14 protein-coding genes and 1 pseudogene are annotated in these 18,902 nt (G+C 74.3%); 7 read left to right on the forward strand and 8 right to left on the reverse strand.

The genetic code is table 11. From position 1 onward, the window contains the following. Window positions 1-71: 71 nt before the first annotated feature. The 5 genes and pseudogenes from ACGFT1_RS04785 to ACGFT1_RS04805 form a co-directional block, all read right to left on the reverse strand. Window positions 72-1,302: pseudogene (locus ACGFT1_RS04785) on the reverse strand (MFS transporter). 24 nt (window positions 1,303-1,326) lie between these two features. Next, window positions 1,327-2,754, reverse strand: a complete 1,428-nt coding sequence (locus tag ACGFT1_RS04790; RefSeq protein WP_373907550.1) for a CitMHS family transporter — start codon at window positions 2,752-2,754, stop codon at window positions 1,327-1,329. A 125-nt stretch (window positions 2,755-2,879) separates the two neighbouring features. After that, complete coding sequence (locus tag ACGFT1_RS04795; protein WP_373907551.1) at window positions 2,880-5,111, reverse strand: molybdopterin oxidoreductase family protein; 2,232 nt, start codon at window positions 5,109-5,111, stop codon at window positions 2,880-2,882. 194 nt (window positions 5,112-5,305) lie between these two features. Beyond that, window positions 5,306-5,974 carry a TetR family transcriptional regulator gene (locus ACGFT1_RS04800; RefSeq protein ID WP_373907552.1) on the reverse strand — a complete coding sequence of 223 codons (669 nt, stop codon included), beginning with the start codon at window positions 5,972-5,974 and terminating at the stop codon, window positions 5,306-5,308. Between the two features lie 64 nt (window positions 5,975-6,038). Then, the gene (locus ACGFT1_RS04805) at window positions 6,039-6,701 is read right to left on the reverse strand and encodes a hypothetical protein (protein WP_373907553.1); all 663 of its coding nucleotides are present in this window, start codon (window positions 6,699-6,701) and stop codon (window positions 6,039-6,041) included. A gap of 153 nt (window positions 6,702-6,854) precedes the next feature. Here ACGFT1_RS04805 and hmgA point away from each other — a divergent pair, with 153 nt between their 5' ends. The 4 genes from hmgA to ACGFT1_RS04825 all read left to right on the forward strand — a co-directional run bounded on the left by hmgA (window position 6,855) and on the right by ACGFT1_RS04825 (window position 12,075). Continuing rightward, window positions 6,855-8,165: a homogentisate 1,2-dioxygenase gene (gene hmgA, locus ACGFT1_RS04810; RefSeq protein WP_373907554.1), complete on the forward strand. Its 1,311-nt coding sequence runs from the start codon at window positions 6,855-6,857 to the stop codon at window positions 8,163-8,165. Window positions 8,166-8,210: 45 nt separating this feature from the next. Further along, a complete protein-coding gene (locus tag ACGFT1_RS04815) occupies window positions 8,211-8,957 on the forward strand; it encodes a GntR family transcriptional regulator (protein ID WP_373907555.1) in 747 nt (248 codons plus the stop codon). A 481-nt stretch (window positions 8,958-9,438) separates the two neighbouring features. Next, window positions 9,439-10,593: a type ISP restriction/modification enzyme gene (locus ACGFT1_RS04820; RefSeq protein WP_373907556.1), complete on the forward strand. Its 1,155-nt coding sequence runs from the start codon at window positions 9,439-9,441 to the stop codon at window positions 10,591-10,593. A 264-nt stretch (window positions 10,594-10,857) separates the two neighbouring features. Continuing rightward, on the forward strand, window positions 10,858-12,075 hold the full coding sequence (locus ACGFT1_RS04825) for a CaiB/BaiF CoA transferase family protein (protein WP_373907557.1): 1,218 nt from the start codon (window positions 10,858-10,860) through the stop codon (window positions 12,073-12,075). A 57-nt stretch (window positions 12,076-12,132) separates the two neighbouring features. Here the strand turns inward: ACGFT1_RS04825 and ACGFT1_RS04830 are convergent, their stop codons facing one another. The 3 genes from ACGFT1_RS04830 to ACGFT1_RS04840 all read right to left on the reverse strand — a co-directional run bounded on the left by ACGFT1_RS04830 (window position 12,133) and on the right by ACGFT1_RS04840 (window position 13,931). Beyond that, window positions 12,133-12,402 carry a hypothetical protein gene (locus tag ACGFT1_RS04830; protein ID WP_373907558.1) on the reverse strand — a complete coding sequence of 90 codons (270 nt, stop codon included), beginning with the start codon at window positions 12,400-12,402 and terminating at the stop codon, window positions 12,133-12,135. A gap of 126 nt (window positions 12,403-12,528) precedes the next feature. Then, the gene (locus ACGFT1_RS04835; RefSeq protein WP_373907559.1) at window positions 12,529-13,341 is read right to left on the reverse strand and encodes an anti-sigma factor domain-containing protein; all 813 of its coding nucleotides are present in this window, start codon (window positions 13,339-13,341) and stop codon (window positions 12,529-12,531) included. Further along, on the reverse strand, window positions 13,338-13,931 hold the full coding sequence (locus tag ACGFT1_RS04840) for a sigma-70 family RNA polymerase sigma factor (RefSeq protein ID WP_373907560.1): 594 nt from the start codon (window positions 13,929-13,931) through the stop codon (window positions 13,338-13,340). The genes ACGFT1_RS04835 and ACGFT1_RS04840 overlap by 4 nt, the downstream gene beginning before the upstream one ends. 157 nt (window positions 13,932-14,088) lie before the next feature. On the opposite strand from ACGFT1_RS04840, the gene ACGFT1_RS04845 reads away from it, so the two are divergent. The 3 genes from ACGFT1_RS04845 (at window position 14,089) to ACGFT1_RS04855 (ending at window position 18,861) form a co-directional block, all read left to right on the forward strand. After that, window positions 14,089-15,630, forward strand: a complete 1,542-nt coding sequence (locus tag ACGFT1_RS04845) for a DUF4331 domain-containing protein (RefSeq protein WP_373907561.1) — start codon at window positions 14,089-14,091, stop codon at window positions 15,628-15,630. Between the two features lie 100 nt (window positions 15,631-15,730). Then, complete coding sequence (locus tag ACGFT1_RS04850) at window positions 15,731-17,257, forward strand: tetratricopeptide repeat protein (protein WP_373907562.1); 1,527 nt, start codon at window positions 15,731-15,733, stop codon at window positions 17,255-17,257. Continuing rightward, window positions 17,254-18,861 (forward strand): nickel transporter, encoded by a 1,608-nt coding sequence (locus tag ACGFT1_RS04855; RefSeq protein WP_373907563.1) that lies wholly within the window; start codon window positions 17,254-17,256, stop codon window positions 18,859-18,861. The genes ACGFT1_RS04850 and ACGFT1_RS04855 overlap by 4 nt, the downstream gene beginning before the upstream one ends. The last annotated feature ends 41 nt before the right edge of the window (window positions 18,862-18,902 follow it).

The raw sequence follows: 18,902 nt of genomic DNA on the forward strand, positions 1-18,902 counted from the left end.
ACAAATCGCTCTTTCGCCTGGACTCTGCGCCATCCCCCCCGCGCGAGCCGGGAGCGACGCCCCACGCACCGTCAGAAATCGCTCGTGCGGCGCAGTCCCGGGCTCCCCGGACGGGCCTCGTCCACCCGGACGGGCGAACGAGGCCCGTCCGGGGAGCGCAGCGCCACGCCCGACGACAGCAGCAGACCCCCCGGCATCACGAACGGCGCCGCCACCCCCGCCAGGCCGGCGACCAGGCCCGCGGCGGCCGGCGCGGTGACCTGGCCGAGCCGGTTGCCGGTCAGCCGCAGGGCGAGCGCGGTGGTGCGGGCCTGCGCGGGCGCGGCCCGCACCACCGTCGTCATCGACAGCGGCTGGCCCACCCCCAGGCAGAAACCGAGCGCCGTGAGCATCGCGCCGAGCACCCCCACCGGCACCGGCAGCGCGGCCCCCGCGCACAGCAGGGCCGCCAGGAGGCAGGTCACGGTGAGCAGCGCCGGCCGGCCGAGCCGCCGGAGCAGCGGGGTGAGGACGAGCCGGCAGGCGAGGGTGGCACCGGCGCGCAGGCCGAGCAGGACACCGATCACCGAGGGGGCGATGCCCCGGTGCTCGCCGACCACCGGCAGGTAGGCGGTCAGGAGGTCGGTCGCGAGAGCATCGACAGGCTGATCAGCATTCCGGCGGGCACGCCGCGGGCACGCAGGATGCCGGCTACCGGCACGCGCGCGCCCCGTCCCGGGCGGGAGGCGACGGCCGTACGGTCCTCCACGCGCCACAGCGACGTGAACGCGACGGCCGCGCCCGCACCCGCCGTGACGAGGGCGAGCCCGCTGCTGCGCGCCAGGTCCGGGCCGCCGACGAGGGCGCCCGCGGCGACGGGTCCGGCGAGCTGGCCGAGGGCGGCGCCGATGGTGAAGTGGCCGAAGTCGCGGTCCTGTTGTGCGGCGCGGACCGGCGGGCCACCAGCGACTGCGCCCCGATCACGAAGCAGAGGTGGCCCAGGCCCATCACCCCGCTCCACAGGGCCATCGTCCACAGCGAGCCGGCGAGACCACTGAGTACACAGCCGCCGGCGATCAGGGCCACGCCCGCCGGGAGCAGCGGCGCGCAGCGGCCGTGGTCGGTACGGCGGCCGAGCGGTACGGCCGCGAACAGCGGCAACAGGGCGTGGACGCCCGCGATGACACCGACCGCCCGTTCGTCGGCGCCCAGCGCGAGGGCCCGGTAGGAGACGGCGGGCCGGGCCGTCGACACCGCCCGCTGCGCGCAGCCGAAGGCGATGACGAGGCGCAGCAGCCAGCCGCGGTTCCCACCGGACCCCATGGACACGACCTCCGTCGCGAGCGGTCAGACGATGCCGAACACGATGGCCGCGCCGAGCACCACCAGGGACGTGAGCGCGGCCCACTTGACCACGAAGCGGGTGTGGTCGCCGAACTCGACCTTGGCCATGCCGACCAGGACGTACACGGCGGGGACGAGCGGGCTGGACATGTGCAGGGGCTGGCCGATGATCGAGGCGCGGGCGATCTCGAGGGAGGAGACGCCGTGCGCGTGGCCGGCCTCGGCGAGCACCGGCAGGACACCGAAGTAGAAGCCGTCGTTGGACATGAAGTACGTCAGCGGGATGCTCAGCACGCCGGTGACGGCGGCCATGTGCGGGCCCATGCCGGCGGGGATGTTGTCGACCAGCCACCCGGCCATGTGGTCGACCATGCCGGTGCCCTGGAGGACGCCGGTGAAGACGGCGGCGGCGAACACCATGCCGGAGACGTTGAGGACGTTCTCGGCGTGGGCGGCGATGCGGGCCTTCTGGTCGGGCATGTGCGGGAAGTTGACGGTCAGGGCGAGGGCCGCGCCGAGCAGGAACAGCACCGGGATCGGCAGCCACTCCATGATCATGGCGGTCAGCAGGATGACCGTGAGCAGCGCGTTGAACCAGTACAGCCGGGGGCGCAGGGTGGCGCGGTCCGGGTCCAGGCCCTGCAAGCCGTCGGCCTCGGGCTCGCCGGGTGAGGCGTCCGTACCGGCACCCGGACCGCCGGTGCTCTGAGCCTCGTTGCCGCAGGCTCCTCCTCCGGCGCCCGTCGCACCCTTGCCGGCGCCGGCACCGGCCAGTACGGGCTCGGTCTCCTCCACCAGGACCTCGTCCAGCGTGAGCACGCCGAGCCGCCCGCGCTCGCGGCGGCCGAGGACGAAGGCGAGGGCGAAGACGAACGCCAGCCCCACGGCCAGCGCCGGGATCATCGGCACGAAGATGTCGCTCGCGTCGACCTTCAGGGCGGTGGCGGCCCGGGCGGTGGGCCCGCCCCAGGGCAGCGTGTTCATCACGCCGTTGGCCATGGCGGCGACGCCGGTCATCACGACCAGGGACATCTTCAGGCGCTTGTACAGCGGGTACATCGCCGACACGGTGATCATGAACGTGGTGGAGCCGTCACCGTCCAGGGAGACGATCGCGGCGAGGACCGCGGTACCGACGACGATGCGCAGCGGGTCGGCCTTGCAGAACCTCAGGATGCCCCGCACGACCGGGTCGAAGAGGCCCACGTCGATCATCACACCGAAGTAGACGATCGCGAACATGAGCATCGCCGCGGTGGGGGCGAGACTGGTGACGCCGCCGATGACGTAGTCGCCGAGCTCGGCGCCCTTGCCCACGAACACGCAGAACAGCGCGGGTACGAGCACGAGCGCCGCGATCGGCGACATCTTCTTCAGCATGATCAGGACCAGGAAGGTCGCGATCATGGCGAAGCCGAGGATGGTCAGCATGAAATGGATACCTAACGTTCGCCCTTGAACATCCCACCTGGGGGCCGGCGGTGCGTTGACGTTAGGTCCGGTCAAACGGCGTTAACAAGTGGTTGACGTGCGAGCAATAAGCGCAGAAGTCCAGGTCACGGCAGTGTGACGACCTCGACGGGGATGCCGTTGAGGACCGCGTTGCCCGACAGCGGGTCGAGCAGGCTGCCGTCGAGCAGCTGATTGACGTTGACGCCCGGGTCGGTGGAGGCGTGGCCGAGCCGGGTGCCGGGACGGTCGTGGCCCCAGCCGTGCGGCAGGCTCACCACCCCGGGCCGGACGCCGTCGGTGACCTCGGCGGGGGCGACCACCTCTCCCCCGGCGCCCCTGACGCGTACGCCGGCGCCGTCCCGGACGCCGAGCCGGGCCGCGTCCTCGGGGTGGATGTGCAGGGTGCAGCGGTTGCTGCCGCCGGTCAGGGCGGGCACGTTGTGCATCCAGCTGTTGTTGGAGCGCAGATGGCGGCGGCCGACGAGGACGAGTCCCGCGGGGCGCTCGCGCAGGGCCCGGCGCAGGCGGGGCAGGTCGCCGGCGATCGGCTCGGGCAGCAACTCGATCCTGCCGCTGCGGGTCCGCAGCGGCTGCGGCAGGCGGGGGCGCAGCGGGCCGAGGTCGATGCCGTGCGGGTGGGCGAGCAGCCGGGCCAGGTTCAGCCCGTCGGGCCGGGCGCCGAAGCCGTCACCGTACGGGCCGAGGCGGAGCATCATGTCCAGCCGCCGTTCGGGGCCGTTGGCGCCGGTGAGCCGGTCGGCGAGGGCGCGCGGGTCGCGGCCGTGCACCGGCGCGTGCTCGTCCTGGACCGCCTTGGCGAGCGTCTGCTCGATGACCATCGCGTCGACGGCGGCCGGATCCGTGCCGTGCATGCCGGAGACCGCCAGGACCAGCCGGGCCAGGATCTCGCTCTCGGCCATGCGGCCGGGCTCCAGCGGGACGGCGGGGCGGGTGTAGCGGACCTGGTTGCGCACGGCGAGGGTGTTGAAGGCGAAGTCGTGGTGCGGACTCTGGGCGGGCGGGGGCGGGGGAAGGACGACGTGGGCGTGGCGCGAGGTCTCGTTGAGGTACGGATCGACGCTGACCATGAAGTCCAGGGAGGCCAGGGCCTTGTCGAGCCGGTCGCCGTCGGGCGCGGAGAGCACCGGGTTGGCGGCGACGGCGATCAGCGCGCGGACCGGTTCCCCGGTGCCGGTCGCCGTGTCGATCTCCTCGGCGAGCGCCGACAGGGGCAGTTCGCCCTTGGCCTCCGGGTGCCGTCCGACCCGGGAGTGCCAGCGGCCGAGGGCGAATCCGCGGCCGGGGCCCGCCGGGCGGGGTGTGCGGTCGGTGGCGGCCTGCGGGAAGAGGGCGCCGCCCGGGCGGTCCAGGTTGCCGGTGAGGATGTTGAGGACGTCGACCAGCCAGCTCGCCAGGGTGCCGTGCGGGACGGTGCAGCTGCCGATGCGGGCGTAGACGGCGGCGGCCGGGGCGGCGGCCAGTTCGCGGGCCAGGGTACGGATGACTCCGGCGTCCAGGTCGCAGGCAGGGGCCACGGCCTCGGGGGTGAAGTCGGCCAGCGCGGCGCGCAGTTCGTCCAGGCCCTGGACGTGCGGGGCCAGCTCCCCGAGATCGGCCAGGTCCTCGGCGAAGAGGGTGTGGGCCATCGCGGCGAGGAGCAGGGCGTCGGTGCCGGGGCGTATCGCCAGGTGCCGGTCGGCGAGCTTGGCGGTACGGGTGCGGCGCGGGTCCACGACGGTGAGCCGGCCGCCGCGGGCCTTGAGCGCCTTGAGCCGGCCGGGGAAGTCGGGGGCGGTGCACAGACTGCCGTTGGACTCCAGGGGGTTGGCGCCGATCAGGAGCAGGTGGCCGGTGTGGTCGAGGTCGGGCACCGGGATGGCGTTGGGGTCGCCGAACAGCAGCCCGCTGGAGACGTGCTTGGGCATCTGGTCGACCGTCGAGGCGGTGAACAGGCTGCGGGTGCGCAGGGCGCCGAGCAGCACCGGCGGGTAGAGGGCACCGGCCATGGTGTGCACGTTGGGGTTGCCGAGGACCACGCCGACGGCGTCCGGGCCGTGGCGCTCCACGACCGGGCGCAGGCCGGCGGCGACCGCGTCGAAGGCCTCCTCCCAGGTGGCCTCGCGCAGGGCGCCGTCCCTTCGGACGAGCGGGGCGCGCAGCCGGTCGGGGTCGGCGTCGACGGCGCCGAAGGAGGCTCCCTTGGGGCAGATGAACCCCTTGCTGAAGACGTCCTCCCGGTCGCCGCGGGCGCCGGTGACACGGGTGCCCTCGACGGTGAGGGTCAGCCCGCAGGTGGCCTCGCACAGGGGGCAGATTCGCAGGGCGGTGCGGGACACGGGTCCTCCGGAGGGTCGGCGGGGGCTCGCCCGGACGGAGGCGGGCGGGCTCGGGCGGGGGCGGACGAGCGCGAGGGGGCACGGACGGGCACGGACGGGCACGGACGGGCGCAGGCAGGAACCGGCGGCGCGGACGGGCCCGCTCGGAGCATACCGACCGGTATGCCCGCTGGGGAGTCCCGGTGGCCTGCCGTTCAGTCGAGCGCGCGTCCCAGGTAGGCCCGCAGCAGCTGCCGGGTCTCGGCGATGATCGCGTCGTCACCCTGCGGATCGATCCGGAAGGCCAGCTGGACGAGGGTGTCGGCGCTCTCCACCGCGACCAGGAAGACCCGGCGCAGTTCCTCGTCGGGGGTGCGGGAGAGATAGCCGGAGAGCAGGTCGGTCAGCCGGTCGGCGACACGGGTGTTGGGCTCGTCGTGGCGGCTGCCGACCGGGATCTGGTTGCCGAAGTCGACCAGGGAGAAGCCGGGCGCGGTGCGTTTCATCGCCAGGTACTCGTCCAGGACGGCGTCCATGGCGGCCCGCCAGTCTCCCCCGCCCGTCGTGCCCGCGCCCGCGGTCTCCGGCGAGCGGGCGTGAGCGCCACCGCCCCCGTCCTTCAGCCGCTCGGTGACACGCTCGACGTACCGCTCCAGGTTGCGCTGGGCGAGGGCGTCGGCCATCTGCCGCTTGTTGCCGAAGAAGCGGTAGACCGAACCGATGGGGACCCCGGCGCGCTGGGCGACGGCGCGGGTGCTCAGGGCGTCGTAGCCGACCTCGTCGAGGAGTTCGGCACAGGCGTCCAGGATCCTGGTCAGCCGTTCGGCGCTGCGCCGCTGGACGGGCGCGCGGCGGAGCGATGTCGCGTGGGGCACGGGCTTCATGATGCCTTTCCGCCGGGGGCCGGTGAAGCTCGTCCCACAGTACGGAGAAGGGTGGCCGATGCACTCATCTGCCGGTGCCGGGGGTCGCACCGGCGGCCGGGGGCGTCGCCGCGTCCGCCCCCGCCGCGTCCGCGTCCGCCCCCGCCGCGTCCGCCTCGGCCGCGCCCCCCTCCGCCCGGTCCGCCTCCGCCGCGTCCGGCCCGGTGCCCGGCACCGCCGCCGCCTCCGCGCCCGACACCGTGACGTCGACGGTGCTCTCGACCGGCTTGCCCCGTACGGCCCACACGGTGCCGTCGTCGGCGTACAGCCGCGCGGTGACGTGGTGGGTGCCGTGCGGGACGAGGGCGGCGGCGAGGTGGAACGCGGGGGTGCGCGGCCGGGCGACGCGGCGGCCGTCGACGAACAGGGAGACGCCCCCGCGCCCGGTGACCGCGACCGGCCGGGCGCCGGGGGCGGAGAGGCGGAAGCGGCGGAAGGCCAGCCGCACGTCCCAGCCGCCGCCGGCGGCCGGGGTCACCTCGACGCCGACCGCGGGGGCGTCCTTCCCGGCCACCTGGCGCAGGTTCCGGCCGGTCCCGTCGGTGACGTCCAGCACCGTTCCCGCGGGTGAGGACGGGGCCGTGCCCCCGTGCGCCTCACCCGTCGCGCAGGCCGCCGCTCCCAGCGGCAGCAGGACGGACACGGCGAGCGCGGCGAGAGGTCCACGCGTCCACTTGATCCACGACATGGCCGGGAGCGTAGAACACCGCCCGGCGACCCCGGATCCCCCTGAGGTCGGGTTGTCCCCCCACCCGGAGGGAGGAGCCTGGACCCTCTTGCGCAGCCCCCCGATCGATTCCTACGGTGATGCATAGGAATCAGCGGCGCAAAGGGAGCGATGATGAGCGGGGACGCGCGCAAGACCGCCGAGGGGCTGTCGTATCAGACCGGGTTCGGCAACGAACACGCTTCGGAGGCGGTGCCGGGCGCCCTGCCGGAGGGCCGCAACTCACCGCAGCGCGCCCCGCTCGGGCTGTACGCGGAGCAGCTGAGCGGTACGGCGTTCACCGAGCCGCGGGCGCACAACCGCCGCTCCTGGCTGTACCGGATCCGCCCGTCGGCCGCGCACCCGGAGTTCGCCCGCACCGGCAACGGCACGCTGCGCACGGCCCCGTTCACCCAGACCGTGCCCGACCCCAACCGGCTGCGCTGGAACCCGCTGCCCGAGCCCCCGGCGGGCACCGACTTCCTCGCCGGCCTGTGGACGCTGGGCGGCAACGGTGACGTGAGCCAGCGCACCGGCATGGCCGTGCACCTCTACCACGCCGACGCCTCGATGGAGCGGGTCTTCTCCGACGCGGACGGGGAGCTGCTGATCGTGCCCGAGCGCGGCGGACTGCTGCTGCACACCGAGTTCGGCCGGCTCCATGTGGAGCCCGCCGAGGTGGCACTGATTCCGCGTGGGGTCCGCTTCCGTGTGGAACTGCTGGACGACTCGGCGCGCGGTTATGTGTGCGAGAACTATGGGGCGCCGTTCCGGCTGCCCGACCTCGGCCCGATCGGCGCCAACGGGCTTGCCGCGCCCCGGGACTTCCGGGCGCCGGTGGCGGCCTACGAGGACGTGGAGGGGCCGGTGGAGGTGGTGAACAAGTTCTGCGGCAACCTGTGGGCCGCGACCTACGACCACAGCCCCCTGGACGTGGTCGCCTGGCACGGCAACTATGTGCCGTACGTCTATGACCTGCGCCGCTTCAATGTGATCGGCACCATCTCCTACGACCACCCCGACCCGTCCGTCTTCACGGTCCTCACCTCGCCCTCGGACACCCCGGGCCTGGCCGGTGTGGACTTCGTCGTGTTCGCGCCGCGCTGGCTGGTGGGCGAGGACACCTTCCGGCCGCCGTACTTCCACCGGAACGTGATGAGCGAGTACATGGGCCTGATCGAGGGCGCGTACGACGCGAAGGCGGAGGGCTTCGTGCCCGGTGGCGGCTCGCTGCACAACATGATGTCTGCGCACGGTCCGGACCGGGAGACGTTCGACCGGGCGAGCGCGGCCGAGCTGAAGCCGCAGAAGATCGACGACGGGCTGGCGTTCATGTTCGAGACCCGCTGGCCGGTGACCCTGACCCCGCTCGCGGCCCGGGCGGACCACCTCCAGCAGCGCTACGACGACGTGTGGCAGGGGCTGGAGCGCCACTTCCGGGTGTGACGGCCGCATTGCGCCGACCGTTCATCGACAGGTACGGATAGCCGCGTGACCTCCTTCGCTCCGGATTCGATCGTCCTGAACCGCAAGCTGCCGCTGTGGTACCAGGTGTCGCAGTCGCTGCGCGCCTCGATACTGGGCCGTTCACCCCAGGATCCGCTGCGCCTGCCGACCGAGGAGCGGCTCGCGCAGCACTACGGGGTGAGCGTGCTGACCATGCGGCAGGCGCTGAAGGAGCTGGAGGACGAGGGGCTGATCAGCCGGCACCGGCGGCGCGGCACGTTCATCGAGCCCGGGGTCCGGCGCGGGGCTCCCGTGCGGCTGCTGGGCTCGGTGGACGCCATCGTGGCCCAGCAGTCCGGGATGACGGCCGAGCTGCTGGAGCACGGCCCGGTGCCCGTGCCGGCCGGACTCGCCGAGTACTTCCCGGACCTCGCGGAGGTGGCGGCGTACCACCGCCTGCGCAGCGACGAGAAGACCGGCGAGCCGACGAACCACGCCGTCAACCACATCCGTCCCGACCTGGCCGCGCTCATCGACCCGGACGACCTCGTCCGCTGGCCGATGACCAAGGTGCTGCGGGACGTGGTGCGGGCGGACATCAGCCGGATCACGGACACCGTGGAGGCCCGCCTCGCCGACCCCGAGACGGCCCGCCTGCTGCAGGTCCCGCTGCTCAGCCCGATCCTGCACTACACGGGCGTGACCTACGACACCGAGGGCCGGGTGCTGGACGTGGCCGTCATCCACTACCGGGGCGACCGCTTCTCGTTCACGGTCACGCTGGACGCCTGAGCGTTCCGCCGGCCGGGCCCCGAGAGAACCGCCGACGGTCCGCGGCCGTCAGGCCGGTCGGCCCCCACGGACCCGACACAGCCACCCGCGCTCCCGTCGCGGCCCTCCGCGGACCGTCACAGCCGCCCGCGCCCCCGTGACAGTCGTCCGCGGGTCCGTGTCGACCCCGGGGACCCGTGTCGACCTCCGCGGGCCCGTCACGGCCGCCACCACCGCTCCACGCAGCCGCCCGGGGCTGTCACAGCCGTCCGCCACCCCCTCACGGCCGTCCGCAGGTCGCTCACGGCCGTCCGCCACCTCTCACGAGCCACCCGCAGGCTCGCCCCGGCCGTCCGCAGGTCGCTCACGGCCGTCCGCGACCCCTCACGAGCCACCCGCAGGCTCGCCCCGGCCGTCCGCAAGGCCACCCCCCGGACGGTCGCTTCCGCGGCTGAGCCGCGTATCTTGCGCGCTCCCGCCCCCGTCGCGGCGCTGTCGTACGATGCCCGGCGTGACGCACGACGACGCTCCGCTGCTGGCGGACCTCATGCCGTGGTCGGTCGCACCCCTGCGGCTGGGCCGCGGCTGGCCCGTGGCACCGGACCCGGCGTCCCTGCGGGCCCGGTGGGACGCCCTGCTGAAGGCCGGGGGCCCGGACCGGGAGGCGCTGTTCGAGCCGAGCCGCGCCCGGACACTCACCTCGGCGGTGGGCCAGCTGCCCGGCCAGGCCGGCGGCACGCGACGGCTGGTGCGCGCCGAGGGTCCTTGCGCGGAGCCCGTCCGGGTACTGGCCGCCCCCTTCGACGAGCAGTGGCTGATCCCGGACCACCGGCTGATCGACGCCGCCCGCCCGGAGCTGTGGCGGGTGGCGGACGCGCACCAGGTGTTCACGGTGGAGACGGGCGACGCCGGTACCCCTCTGCTGGCGACCTCGGTGCTGCCCCTGCTGCGCACCGGCCGCGTCCGCCCGCTCCACCGCCGCCCCGGGGGCACGGAACCCAATCTGGCGCCCGGCCTGGCGGACCACCTGGCGGCCCGGCTGGGCACGCCCCCGACGGCACCGGACGTACTGGCGTGGATCTTGGCGGCGGTCCGCCCGGACCTCACCGTCCCGCTCACGGCGGACCCCGGGCTGTGGTCCACGGGCGTGGGCGTGGGCCGCCGCATGCTGCGGCTGTTGCGCCGCGACGGCGAACGCCCCAAGCTGCCGGGCGGCCGCCGCCCCTACGTCCGCGCACCCCTGCCGAGCCGCCCGACGGCCCTGCGCTACGACCGTGACGAGGAGACGCTGCACCTGGACGAGGGCCGCGTCTCTCCCGTGCCGCCTCAGGCCTGGGACCTGGAGGTGGCCGGAGTACGGGTCCTGGAGACCTGGTTCGCGGTCCGTACGGCCCCGCCCGAGCCGGGCACCCTCGCCGCGGTCCGCCCGGCGACCTGGCCGCAGGCCTGGACGTCGGAACTGCTGGAGTTGATCACGGTCCTGGCGCTGCTGGCGGAACTACGACCGCTGCGGGCCGCGTTGCGGATGACGTCACCGGTCACGGCGGCCGACCTGCGCGACGCCGGCGTCCTCCCGCCACCGCAGCGGTCCCGTCGCCCCGCCTCCGTCCTGGACCATCAAGAGGAGGGCCCGGAGGGCCAGTTCACGCTCCTCTAGCCCACGCTGCACGGCCGGTGCGGCGCGCTCGGCGGTGTCGAGTCCGCCGCGGACGTACGCCGTCACGACACCGTTCGGCATCGTTCGGCGACGCGCCCGTACCGGACGGCGCGGCCCGGCCGGTGACCCACCCGGTCGCCGGGGCGCCCGCCTGGAGCCTCGCCCTGACCGCGATGTTCCCGCCGCTCCCCGTGCACAGGTACGCGCGGGGCGAGTGAGACCCCGCTGCTGACAAAGTCGCCGCTCGGGGGCCATGATCCGGGCATGGATCAGCCGATGGACCCGTACACGCGTCAGCCCCTGCCCCTGGCGGGCATCACCGTCGTCGCCGTCGAACAAGCCGTGTCCGCGCCCTTCGCGACCCGCCAGCTCGCCGACCTGGGCGCCCGGGTCATCAAGGTGGAGCGGGTCGACGGCGGCGACTTCGCGCGCGGCTACGACACGGCGGCCGGCGGTCTCGCCTCGCACTTCGTATGGTGCAACCGGGGCAAGGAGTCCCTCGCGCTGGACCTGAAGGACCCGCGCGGCCTCGACGTCGTACGGCGGCTGGTCGCGGGCGCGGACGTGTTCGTACAGAACCTCGCGCACGGCGCGGCGGCCCGCCTCGGCCTGGACGCGGCCACGCTGTGCGCCGCGCACCCGCGGCTGGTCGCCGTGGACATCTCGGGCTACGGCGGCTCCGGTCCGTACGCGGACAAGCGGGCCTACGACATGCTGGTGCAGTGCGAGGCGGGACTGGTCTCGGTGACCGGGACGCCGGAGCAGCCGGTGAAGGCGGGGATCCCGGCGGCGGACATCGCGGCGGCCATGTACGCGTTCTCGGGGGTCCTGGCCGCTCTCGTGCGGCGCGGGACGACCGGGCGGGGCGGGCCGGTGGAGGTGTCGATGCTGGAGGCGCTCGCCGAGTGGATGGGGCATCCGCTGCACCACGCGATGCACGGAGGCGAGCCGCCGGCGCGCACCGGGCTGGCGCACGCCGTCATCGCCCCGTACGACGCCTATCCGACGGCGGACGGCGGGCGGGTGCTGCTGTCGGTGCAGAACGACCGGGAGTGGCGGCGGCTGGCCGGACAGGTCATGGGCCGTCCCGAGCTGGGCACGGATCCGGCGTACGCGACCAACGCGGCCCGGGTGGCGCACCGGGAGAGTACCGACGCCCTGGTCGCGCGGGCGCTGGGGGCACTGGGCACCGAGGAGGCCCTGGCGCGGCTGGAGAAGGCCGGCATCGCCTGTGCGCGGCTGCGGGATCTGCACGAGCTGGCGGAGCATCCGCAGCTGGCGGCCCGGGAGCGGTGGCGTCAGGTGGGTTCGCCGGCCGGGCCGCTGAAGGCGCTGCTGCCGCCCATCACACTGCCGGGCGGGGACGGGGCGCGGATGGGCGACGTACCCGCGCTCGGGCAGCACACCGGGGCGCTGCTGCGCGCCGTGGGGATGACGGACGACGAGATCGCAGCGCTGCGCCGGGACGGTGTGGCGGCCTGAGCGCGGGCCTCCCCGCGCGTCGGCCGCTTCGGTGGGCGGGTGACCGCTCGGTGACCGCTAGTGGCCGCCGAACAGTGAACGGCGCAGCCGGCGCAGCGGCGCGAAGAGGGAGACGCGACTGACCCGCCTGCCCCGGTCACTGCGCTCGTGCACAGCGCTGCGCGCCGTCAGTTCACGCATCAACGAGGTCGCCTCGATCGTCTCCCGCTGCGGTATGGCGGGACCCGCCAGTACCGACAGATGGCGGTCGAGGCGCGAACTGGTCGCGCTGCTCCCGCAGGTGATCGCAGGGACCCTGGCCCTGCTGCGCACTGCTATCTGCTCCATGTCACTCCCCACCCGTACGAGTCCACCCGGCCCGGGCAGGGTAACCCTATCGCCCCAATGGGGCACGCGTGTATCTCGGCCACACGATTCACCTTCCCTGTAAGGGGGTTGACCATCCCTCGCCGACTACTCTCCGAATCCGACCGATTCCAGGGTGAGTTGGACAATCGGCTGGCCCGTGGGCCGCGCTGAGCCACCGTCAGGCTCGACGGTCACGGCGAGTGACGTCGAGGAGGTGTCGAGGCCGCGCGCGACCAAGGGCGTGTCGCCCGCGAAGAGCCCCAGGGAGCGCGGTTGCGCGCGGGGACGCATGAGCCAGAGCTGGTGCACGCGTCCGCCGGCCGGGGCGCCGTACCCGCTGAGGGTGACGACGGCCTCCCGCCCGGAAGCGGAAGCAATCACTCCGATCCGGCGGCCCCGCGCGTCCTCGCCGCTCGCCGCGCGGGCGTCCGGAGCGGCCAGAACGTGGGCGATCTCACGTGCCCGGTCCTGCTCGGCGGCCAGCCGGTCCCCGGTGCGGTGCGCCTGCACCGCGAAGAGGGAGGCGACGACGAGCGCGGCGGTGGCGGTGGCCGTGGCGAACGGCGCGAACAGGGGGCGCCTGCGTGGGGCGTGAGCGCGTCCCGGGGGAGGCTGGACACCCCAGACGTGCGGCGGCAGCCGGCGCGCTGCCTCCGGTGCCGGTGCCTGCTCCTGCGGGGTGGTGCGCACGGCGGCCAGCACCCTCTCCCGCAGGGCGGCCGGCGCGGGTACCGCCGCGGACCAGGCGAGCCGCACCGCGTCCTCGGCCAGGTCCCGTACCTCGGCGGCGCAGCGGTCGCAGCCCGCCAGGTGTTTCTCGAACCGGCGCCGCTCGCCCGGTTCGAGGGCGTCGAGCGCGTAGGGCGCGGCGAGCGAGTGCGGGTCCTCGCGGCGCACCAGTCTGCCGAGGACGCTCATACGGCGCCTCCCAGGCACTGGCGCAGCCGGGTGAGCCCGTCGCGCATCCGCGTCTTGACCGTGCCGAGCGGCAGCGAGAGCCGCTCGGCCACCTCACGGTAGGTGTAGCCGTCGTAGTAGGCCAGGGTGACGGACTGGCGCTGAAGGGCGGTCAGCCGGTTCAGGCAGCGGCGCACCCACTCGCGTTCCAGGCCGGCCTCGACCTCCTCGGCGACGTGGTCGAACGCGGGTTCCCCGGCGCGCAGGGCCTCGCGCTGCTCGCGTTCCCCGGCCGCGCGGGCGCTGCGCACCCGGTCGACGGCCCGGCGGTGGGCGAGGGTGAGGACCCAGGACAGGGCGCTGCCCCGGCCGGGGTCGAACCGGGCGGCGGACCGCCACAGTTCGAGCAGCACCTCCTGGGCGACCTCCTCGGACTGGGCGGGGTCGCGCACCACCCGCCGGACGAGTCCGAACACCGGCCCGGAGACCAGTGCGTACAGGTCCTCGAACGCCCGCTGGTCACCGCGCGCCACGCGCACCAGCAGATCGTCCGCCCCCGCGCGAGCCCCCTGCCCGTGCCCGCAGCCGGTCCTTCCCCGCACACCGCGCATCCGCAACGAGACACACCTCCCGGGAGACATACGGATCCGCGGGCCGAAAACGCGGGCCGTCCGGCGCCGAAAAGTTTTTTCGCGCCGACCAATCCGAATGGCGTGACCGCTCCGTATATCCGTCCGTCAAGGCAAGACGGCACTGAGGACGGACGGCATGACACCTCACTTCTCCAGGAGCGGCACAGGACGCAAGGGCCTGGTCTCGCTCATATGTGGCGCGCTGGCCGCCGGAGGGCTCGCAGCCGCCGGCGTCGCCACGCTGGAACCCGGGGCGGCCTCCGCCTCCTCCCACCGGGAAGCACCTCTGATCTCGGGGACCCCGCAGTACGACAACACCGACCTGTACGCGTTCGTCAGTCCGGACAAGCCCGACACGACGACGATCGTGGCGGACTGGATCCCGTTCGAAGAACCGGCGGGCGGACCGAACTTCTACACGTTCGCGGACGACGCGCAGTACGACCTGCACATCGACAGCAACGGGGACGCGCAGGGCGACACGGTCTTCCGCTACACCTTCAAGACGCACACGAAGAACGGAGACACGTTCCTCTACAACACGGGCCCGGTCACCAACCTGGCCGACCCGGACCTCAACATCACGCAGACCTACGACCTCGACCTCGTCCGGCTGAAGAACGGGCACGAGGTGTCGAGGACGAAGCTCGCGGACGACGTGCCGGTGGCACCGTCCGACGTCGGCAAGGCGTCCATGCCGGACTACGGCAAACTGCGCTCGCAGGCCGTCTACCGGACGGCGGGCGGCGCCACCACGTTCGCCGGGCAGGCGGACGACCCGTTCTTCGCCGACCTGCGCGTCTTCGACCTGCTGTACGGGGGCAACCTGAGCGAGGTCGGCCGGGACACCCTCAAGGGCTACAACGTCAACACCATCGCCCTCCAGGTGCCGAACGAGCTGATCCGCGAGTCGGCCCACCAGCCGGTCGTCGGCATCTGGTCGACCACCCAGCGCCGTAACGCCCAGGGCTACTACAGCCAGGTCTCACGCCTGGGCAACCCGCTGGTGAACGAGGTCGTCAACCCGCAGAAGGACAAGGACAGGTTCAACGCGTCGCAGCCCGCGTACGACGGCCAGTTCCTGAAGAACGTCACCAACCCCGAGCTGCCGAAGCTCATCGAGTCCATCTACAAGATCAAGGCACCCGCCGAGCCGCGCAACGACCTCGTCGACGTCTTCCTCAAGGGCGTCAAGGGCCTCAACCAGCCCCCGAACGTGCGGGCCTCGGAGGAACTGCGGCTGAACACCTCGGTCCGGCCGAGCATGCACCCCAAGCGGCTGGGCGTCCTGGACGGTGACAACGCGGGCTTCCCGAACGGGCGCCGGCTCGGCGACGACGTGATCGACGCCGCGCTCCAGGTCGTCGAGGGCGAACTGGTCGGCTCCAAGAACGACCTGGGTGACGCGGTCGACAAGAACGACAAGAAGTTCGAGAAGTACTTCCCGTACGTCGCCGAGCCCACGGCCGGTTCACGCGGCCGGCTCGCCAAGGGAACGACCGCGGGGACGGACGTGCGCAGCCAGCTCGGGGACGCGCTCCAGCCGGCCGGGTCCTCCGCCGGCGGCTCCGGCGACACGATGCTGATCGCCGCCTCGGCGGCCTCCGGTGCGGCCGGGATCCTGCTGCTCGGCACCGCGTTCGCGTGGTGGCGCCGGCGTATGCAGCGCGCGTACTGATCCCCGCCCCCACCCGGACCGGCGCGGCCCGCGTTCCCCCTCCCCCCACGGCGGGCCGCGCCTCCCACACGACCGACGCACGACCGACGGAGGAACAGGCATGGGCCCGCGCGGGCAGCACCAGGAGAACGACGAGCGGCCGGCGGGCACGACCGACATCACCCGGCCGACGGCATCCCCGCCACCGCAGACGGCAACGCCGGACACCGGCGAGGCGGGGCCCGCCGGAGCGGGCACGGCCCGGGGTGCCGGTGGACGCGAAGGCACCGATCGGGTCGCCGCGGTACGGCGGGCCGGGGAGGCCGGGCGGCGGTGGCGGGCCGCGCGGCTGACCGGGTCCGCCCTCCTGGTGGCCGTCGCCCTGACCGGCGGCGCGATCGCCCTCGGCGCGCAACGGGCGCCGGCGACCGTGCCGGTCGTGGCCGACGCCGTCGACCCCGGTGTCCTGGGCGGCGCGAACCTGGACGCGAGCATCGCAGCGCTCCAGACGCATCTGCGAGCGCAGCCGAAGGACTCCGGCGGCTGGGCCACCCTGGGCCTGGCCTACGTGGAACAGGCGCGCACCAAGGGCGATCCGGCCCGCTATCCGCAGGCGGAGCAGGCGCTGCGGCGTTCCGTGTCCCTGACGCCGGACAGCGACCAGGCCCTGGCCGGCCGCGCCGCCCTCGCCGCGGCCCGGCACGACTTCGCGCACGCGCTGGCGTTCGCGGACGCGGCCCTGCGGCGGAACCCGTACAGCGAGCGCGCCCTGTCCTCCCGTATCGACGCCCTGGTCGAACTCGGCCGGTACGCCGACGCGGCGAAGGCCGCGGCGACCGCCGACGCGCGCAAGCCGGGCGTCCCGGTCTTCACCCGGTACGCGTACGTGCGCGAGCTGCGCGGGGACGTCACCACGGCACGCCGGGTCCTCGAACAGGCGCTGTCCGCGGCCACCTCACCGGGCGACACCGCGTACGTGGCCTCGCAACTCGGCCAGCTCGCCTGGAACCAGGGCGACTACCGGTCGGCCCTCGCCTGCTACGCCCGCGCCCTGGCCGCCGACGACGGCTACCTCCCGGCGCTGGAGGGCCGGGCCCGCGCCCAGGCGGCCCGCGGTGACCGGACCGCCGCGATCAAGGGGATGGAGAGGGTGGTCGCCCGGTATCCGGTGCCCGGCCCGCTCGTCGTCCTGGGCGAGCTGTACGAGGCACGCGGCGCGGCGGGCGACCGGACGCGGGCACGGCGGCAGTACGCGCTCGTCGGCGCCTGGACCGCGCTGGCCCGCGCCAACGGCGTCAACGCCGACCTGGACACCGCGCTGGCCGCCGCCGACCACGGCGACAGGACGGCCGCCCTGCGCGCGGCCCGGGCGGAATGGGCCCGCCGGCACACCGTGCACACGGCGGACGCGCTCGCCTGGGCGCTGCACGTCAACGGCCGGGACACCGAGGCCCTCCCCTACGCCCACCGTGCCACCGCCACCGGCTACCGCAACGCCGCGTTCCGCTACCACCGGGGTGTGATCGAGCTGGCCACGGGCCACCGGGCGGCCGGCCGCGCCTCGCTGACCTCGGCCCTGAGGCTGAACCCCGGCTTCTCCCCGCTGGGTTCCGCCGCGGCCCGCAAGGCCCTGGAGGCGACCGAGTGAGGCCACGCCCGCTGTACCTCCTCCTCGCCGTGTGCGCGCTCGCCCTCCTCACGGCCGGCACCGCGAGCGCGCACCCCCTCGGCAACTTCACCGTCAACCGCTACGACGGTCTCGTCGCCGCTCCCGGGCAGCTCCGCATCGACCATGTGGAGGACCTCGCCGAGATCCCGGCGACCCAGGCGGGGCCCGATATCGAGCGGCTGGGGCTGGGCGGGTGGGCGCGGCAGCGGTGCGCGCGGGCCGCCGCGGACAGCGCCCTCACCGTGGACGGGCGTACGACCGCACTGACGGCCGCCCGGGGCACCGCGCGCCCGCGCCCCGGTCAGGCCGGGCTGCGCACCCTGCGCGTGGAGTGCCGGCTGACCGCGGCGCTCCCCCGCGCCGGTACCGTCACCCTGCGCTTCCACGGCGCGGGTGCCGCCGGTGGGCCCGGCTGGCGGGAGATCACCGCGCGCGGTGACCGGATGACGCTGACCGCGACGGACGTACCGCGCACGTCCGTCTCGCACGAACTGACCACGTATCCGAAGGACCTGCTGTCCTCGCCCGCCGACACCGCGACGGCCTCCGTACGGCTGCGCCCCGGTGGTCCGGCGCTCGCCGCGGACGCGGCGCGGCAGGAGACCCCGGGCGCCGGCGTGCTGCCCCGGGGCGCCGACCGCTGGACCCGGGCCCTGGACGATCTGGTGGCCCGGCGTGATCTCACCGTCGGCTTCGCGGCGCTGGCGTTGCTCATCGCGGTCGCCCTGGGCGCGCTGCACGCGCTCGCGCCGGGGCACGGCAAGACCCTGATGGCCGCGTCGGCGGCGGCGCGCGGGGGCCGGGCCCGGCCGCGGGACGTGCTGCCGCTGGCCGCCTCGGTGACCGTGACCCACACGCTCGGGGTGGTCGCCCTGGGCCTGCTGGTGACGGCCGGTTCCGCCGCCACGCCGGTGGTGATCGCCTGGCTGGGCCTCGCCAGCGGTGTCCTGGTGCTCGCGGCGGGCGTCACCCTCGTACGGCGGGCGTGGCACAGCCGGCCCCGTACGGTCACCGTCGCCCACGGCGAGGCGACGCGAAGGGAGTTGGTGGCCGTGGGCGCCGGCCCACACCCCCACCGCCACGACGGTGTGGAGCCCACCCATGGTGGCCACACCCACAGCCATGACGGTCACACCCACAGCCATGACGGTCACGCGCACAGCCATGACGGTCATACGCACACTCACGCGGGTCACACCCACACCCACGGCGGTCACACGCACACCCACCCCACCGCACCCACGCTCCGCGGCACGCTTCTTCTCGGCTTCGCCGGGGGGCTGGTGCCCAGCCCGTCGGCCGTGGTGGTGCTGGTCGGTGCCGCCGCGCTCGGCAAGGCCTGGTTCGGGCTGCTGCTCGTCGTGGCCTACGGCGCCGGTCTCGCGCTGACGCTCACCGCGGCCGGGTTCGCCGTCGTACGGCTGGGCTCGGGCGCGGCCCTGATGCTGGAGCGGCGTCCGCGCTGGACCGCGCATCCGCTGGCCACGCTGGCGCGCCGCACCCTGCCGTTCGCGTCCGCGCTGGTCGTGGTGGCGCTGGGTGCGGGACTGGTGCTGAAGGGGGCCGTGTCGGCGCTCGGTTGAGCCGCTCCGGTGGGACGACGGCGGCGGAGACCCCGTCGGAC

Source organism: Streptomyces sp. Y20, from assembly GCF_043195475.1.
Taxonomy (GTDB): domain Bacteria; phylum Actinomycetota; class Actinomycetes; order Streptomycetales; family Streptomycetaceae; genus Streptomyces.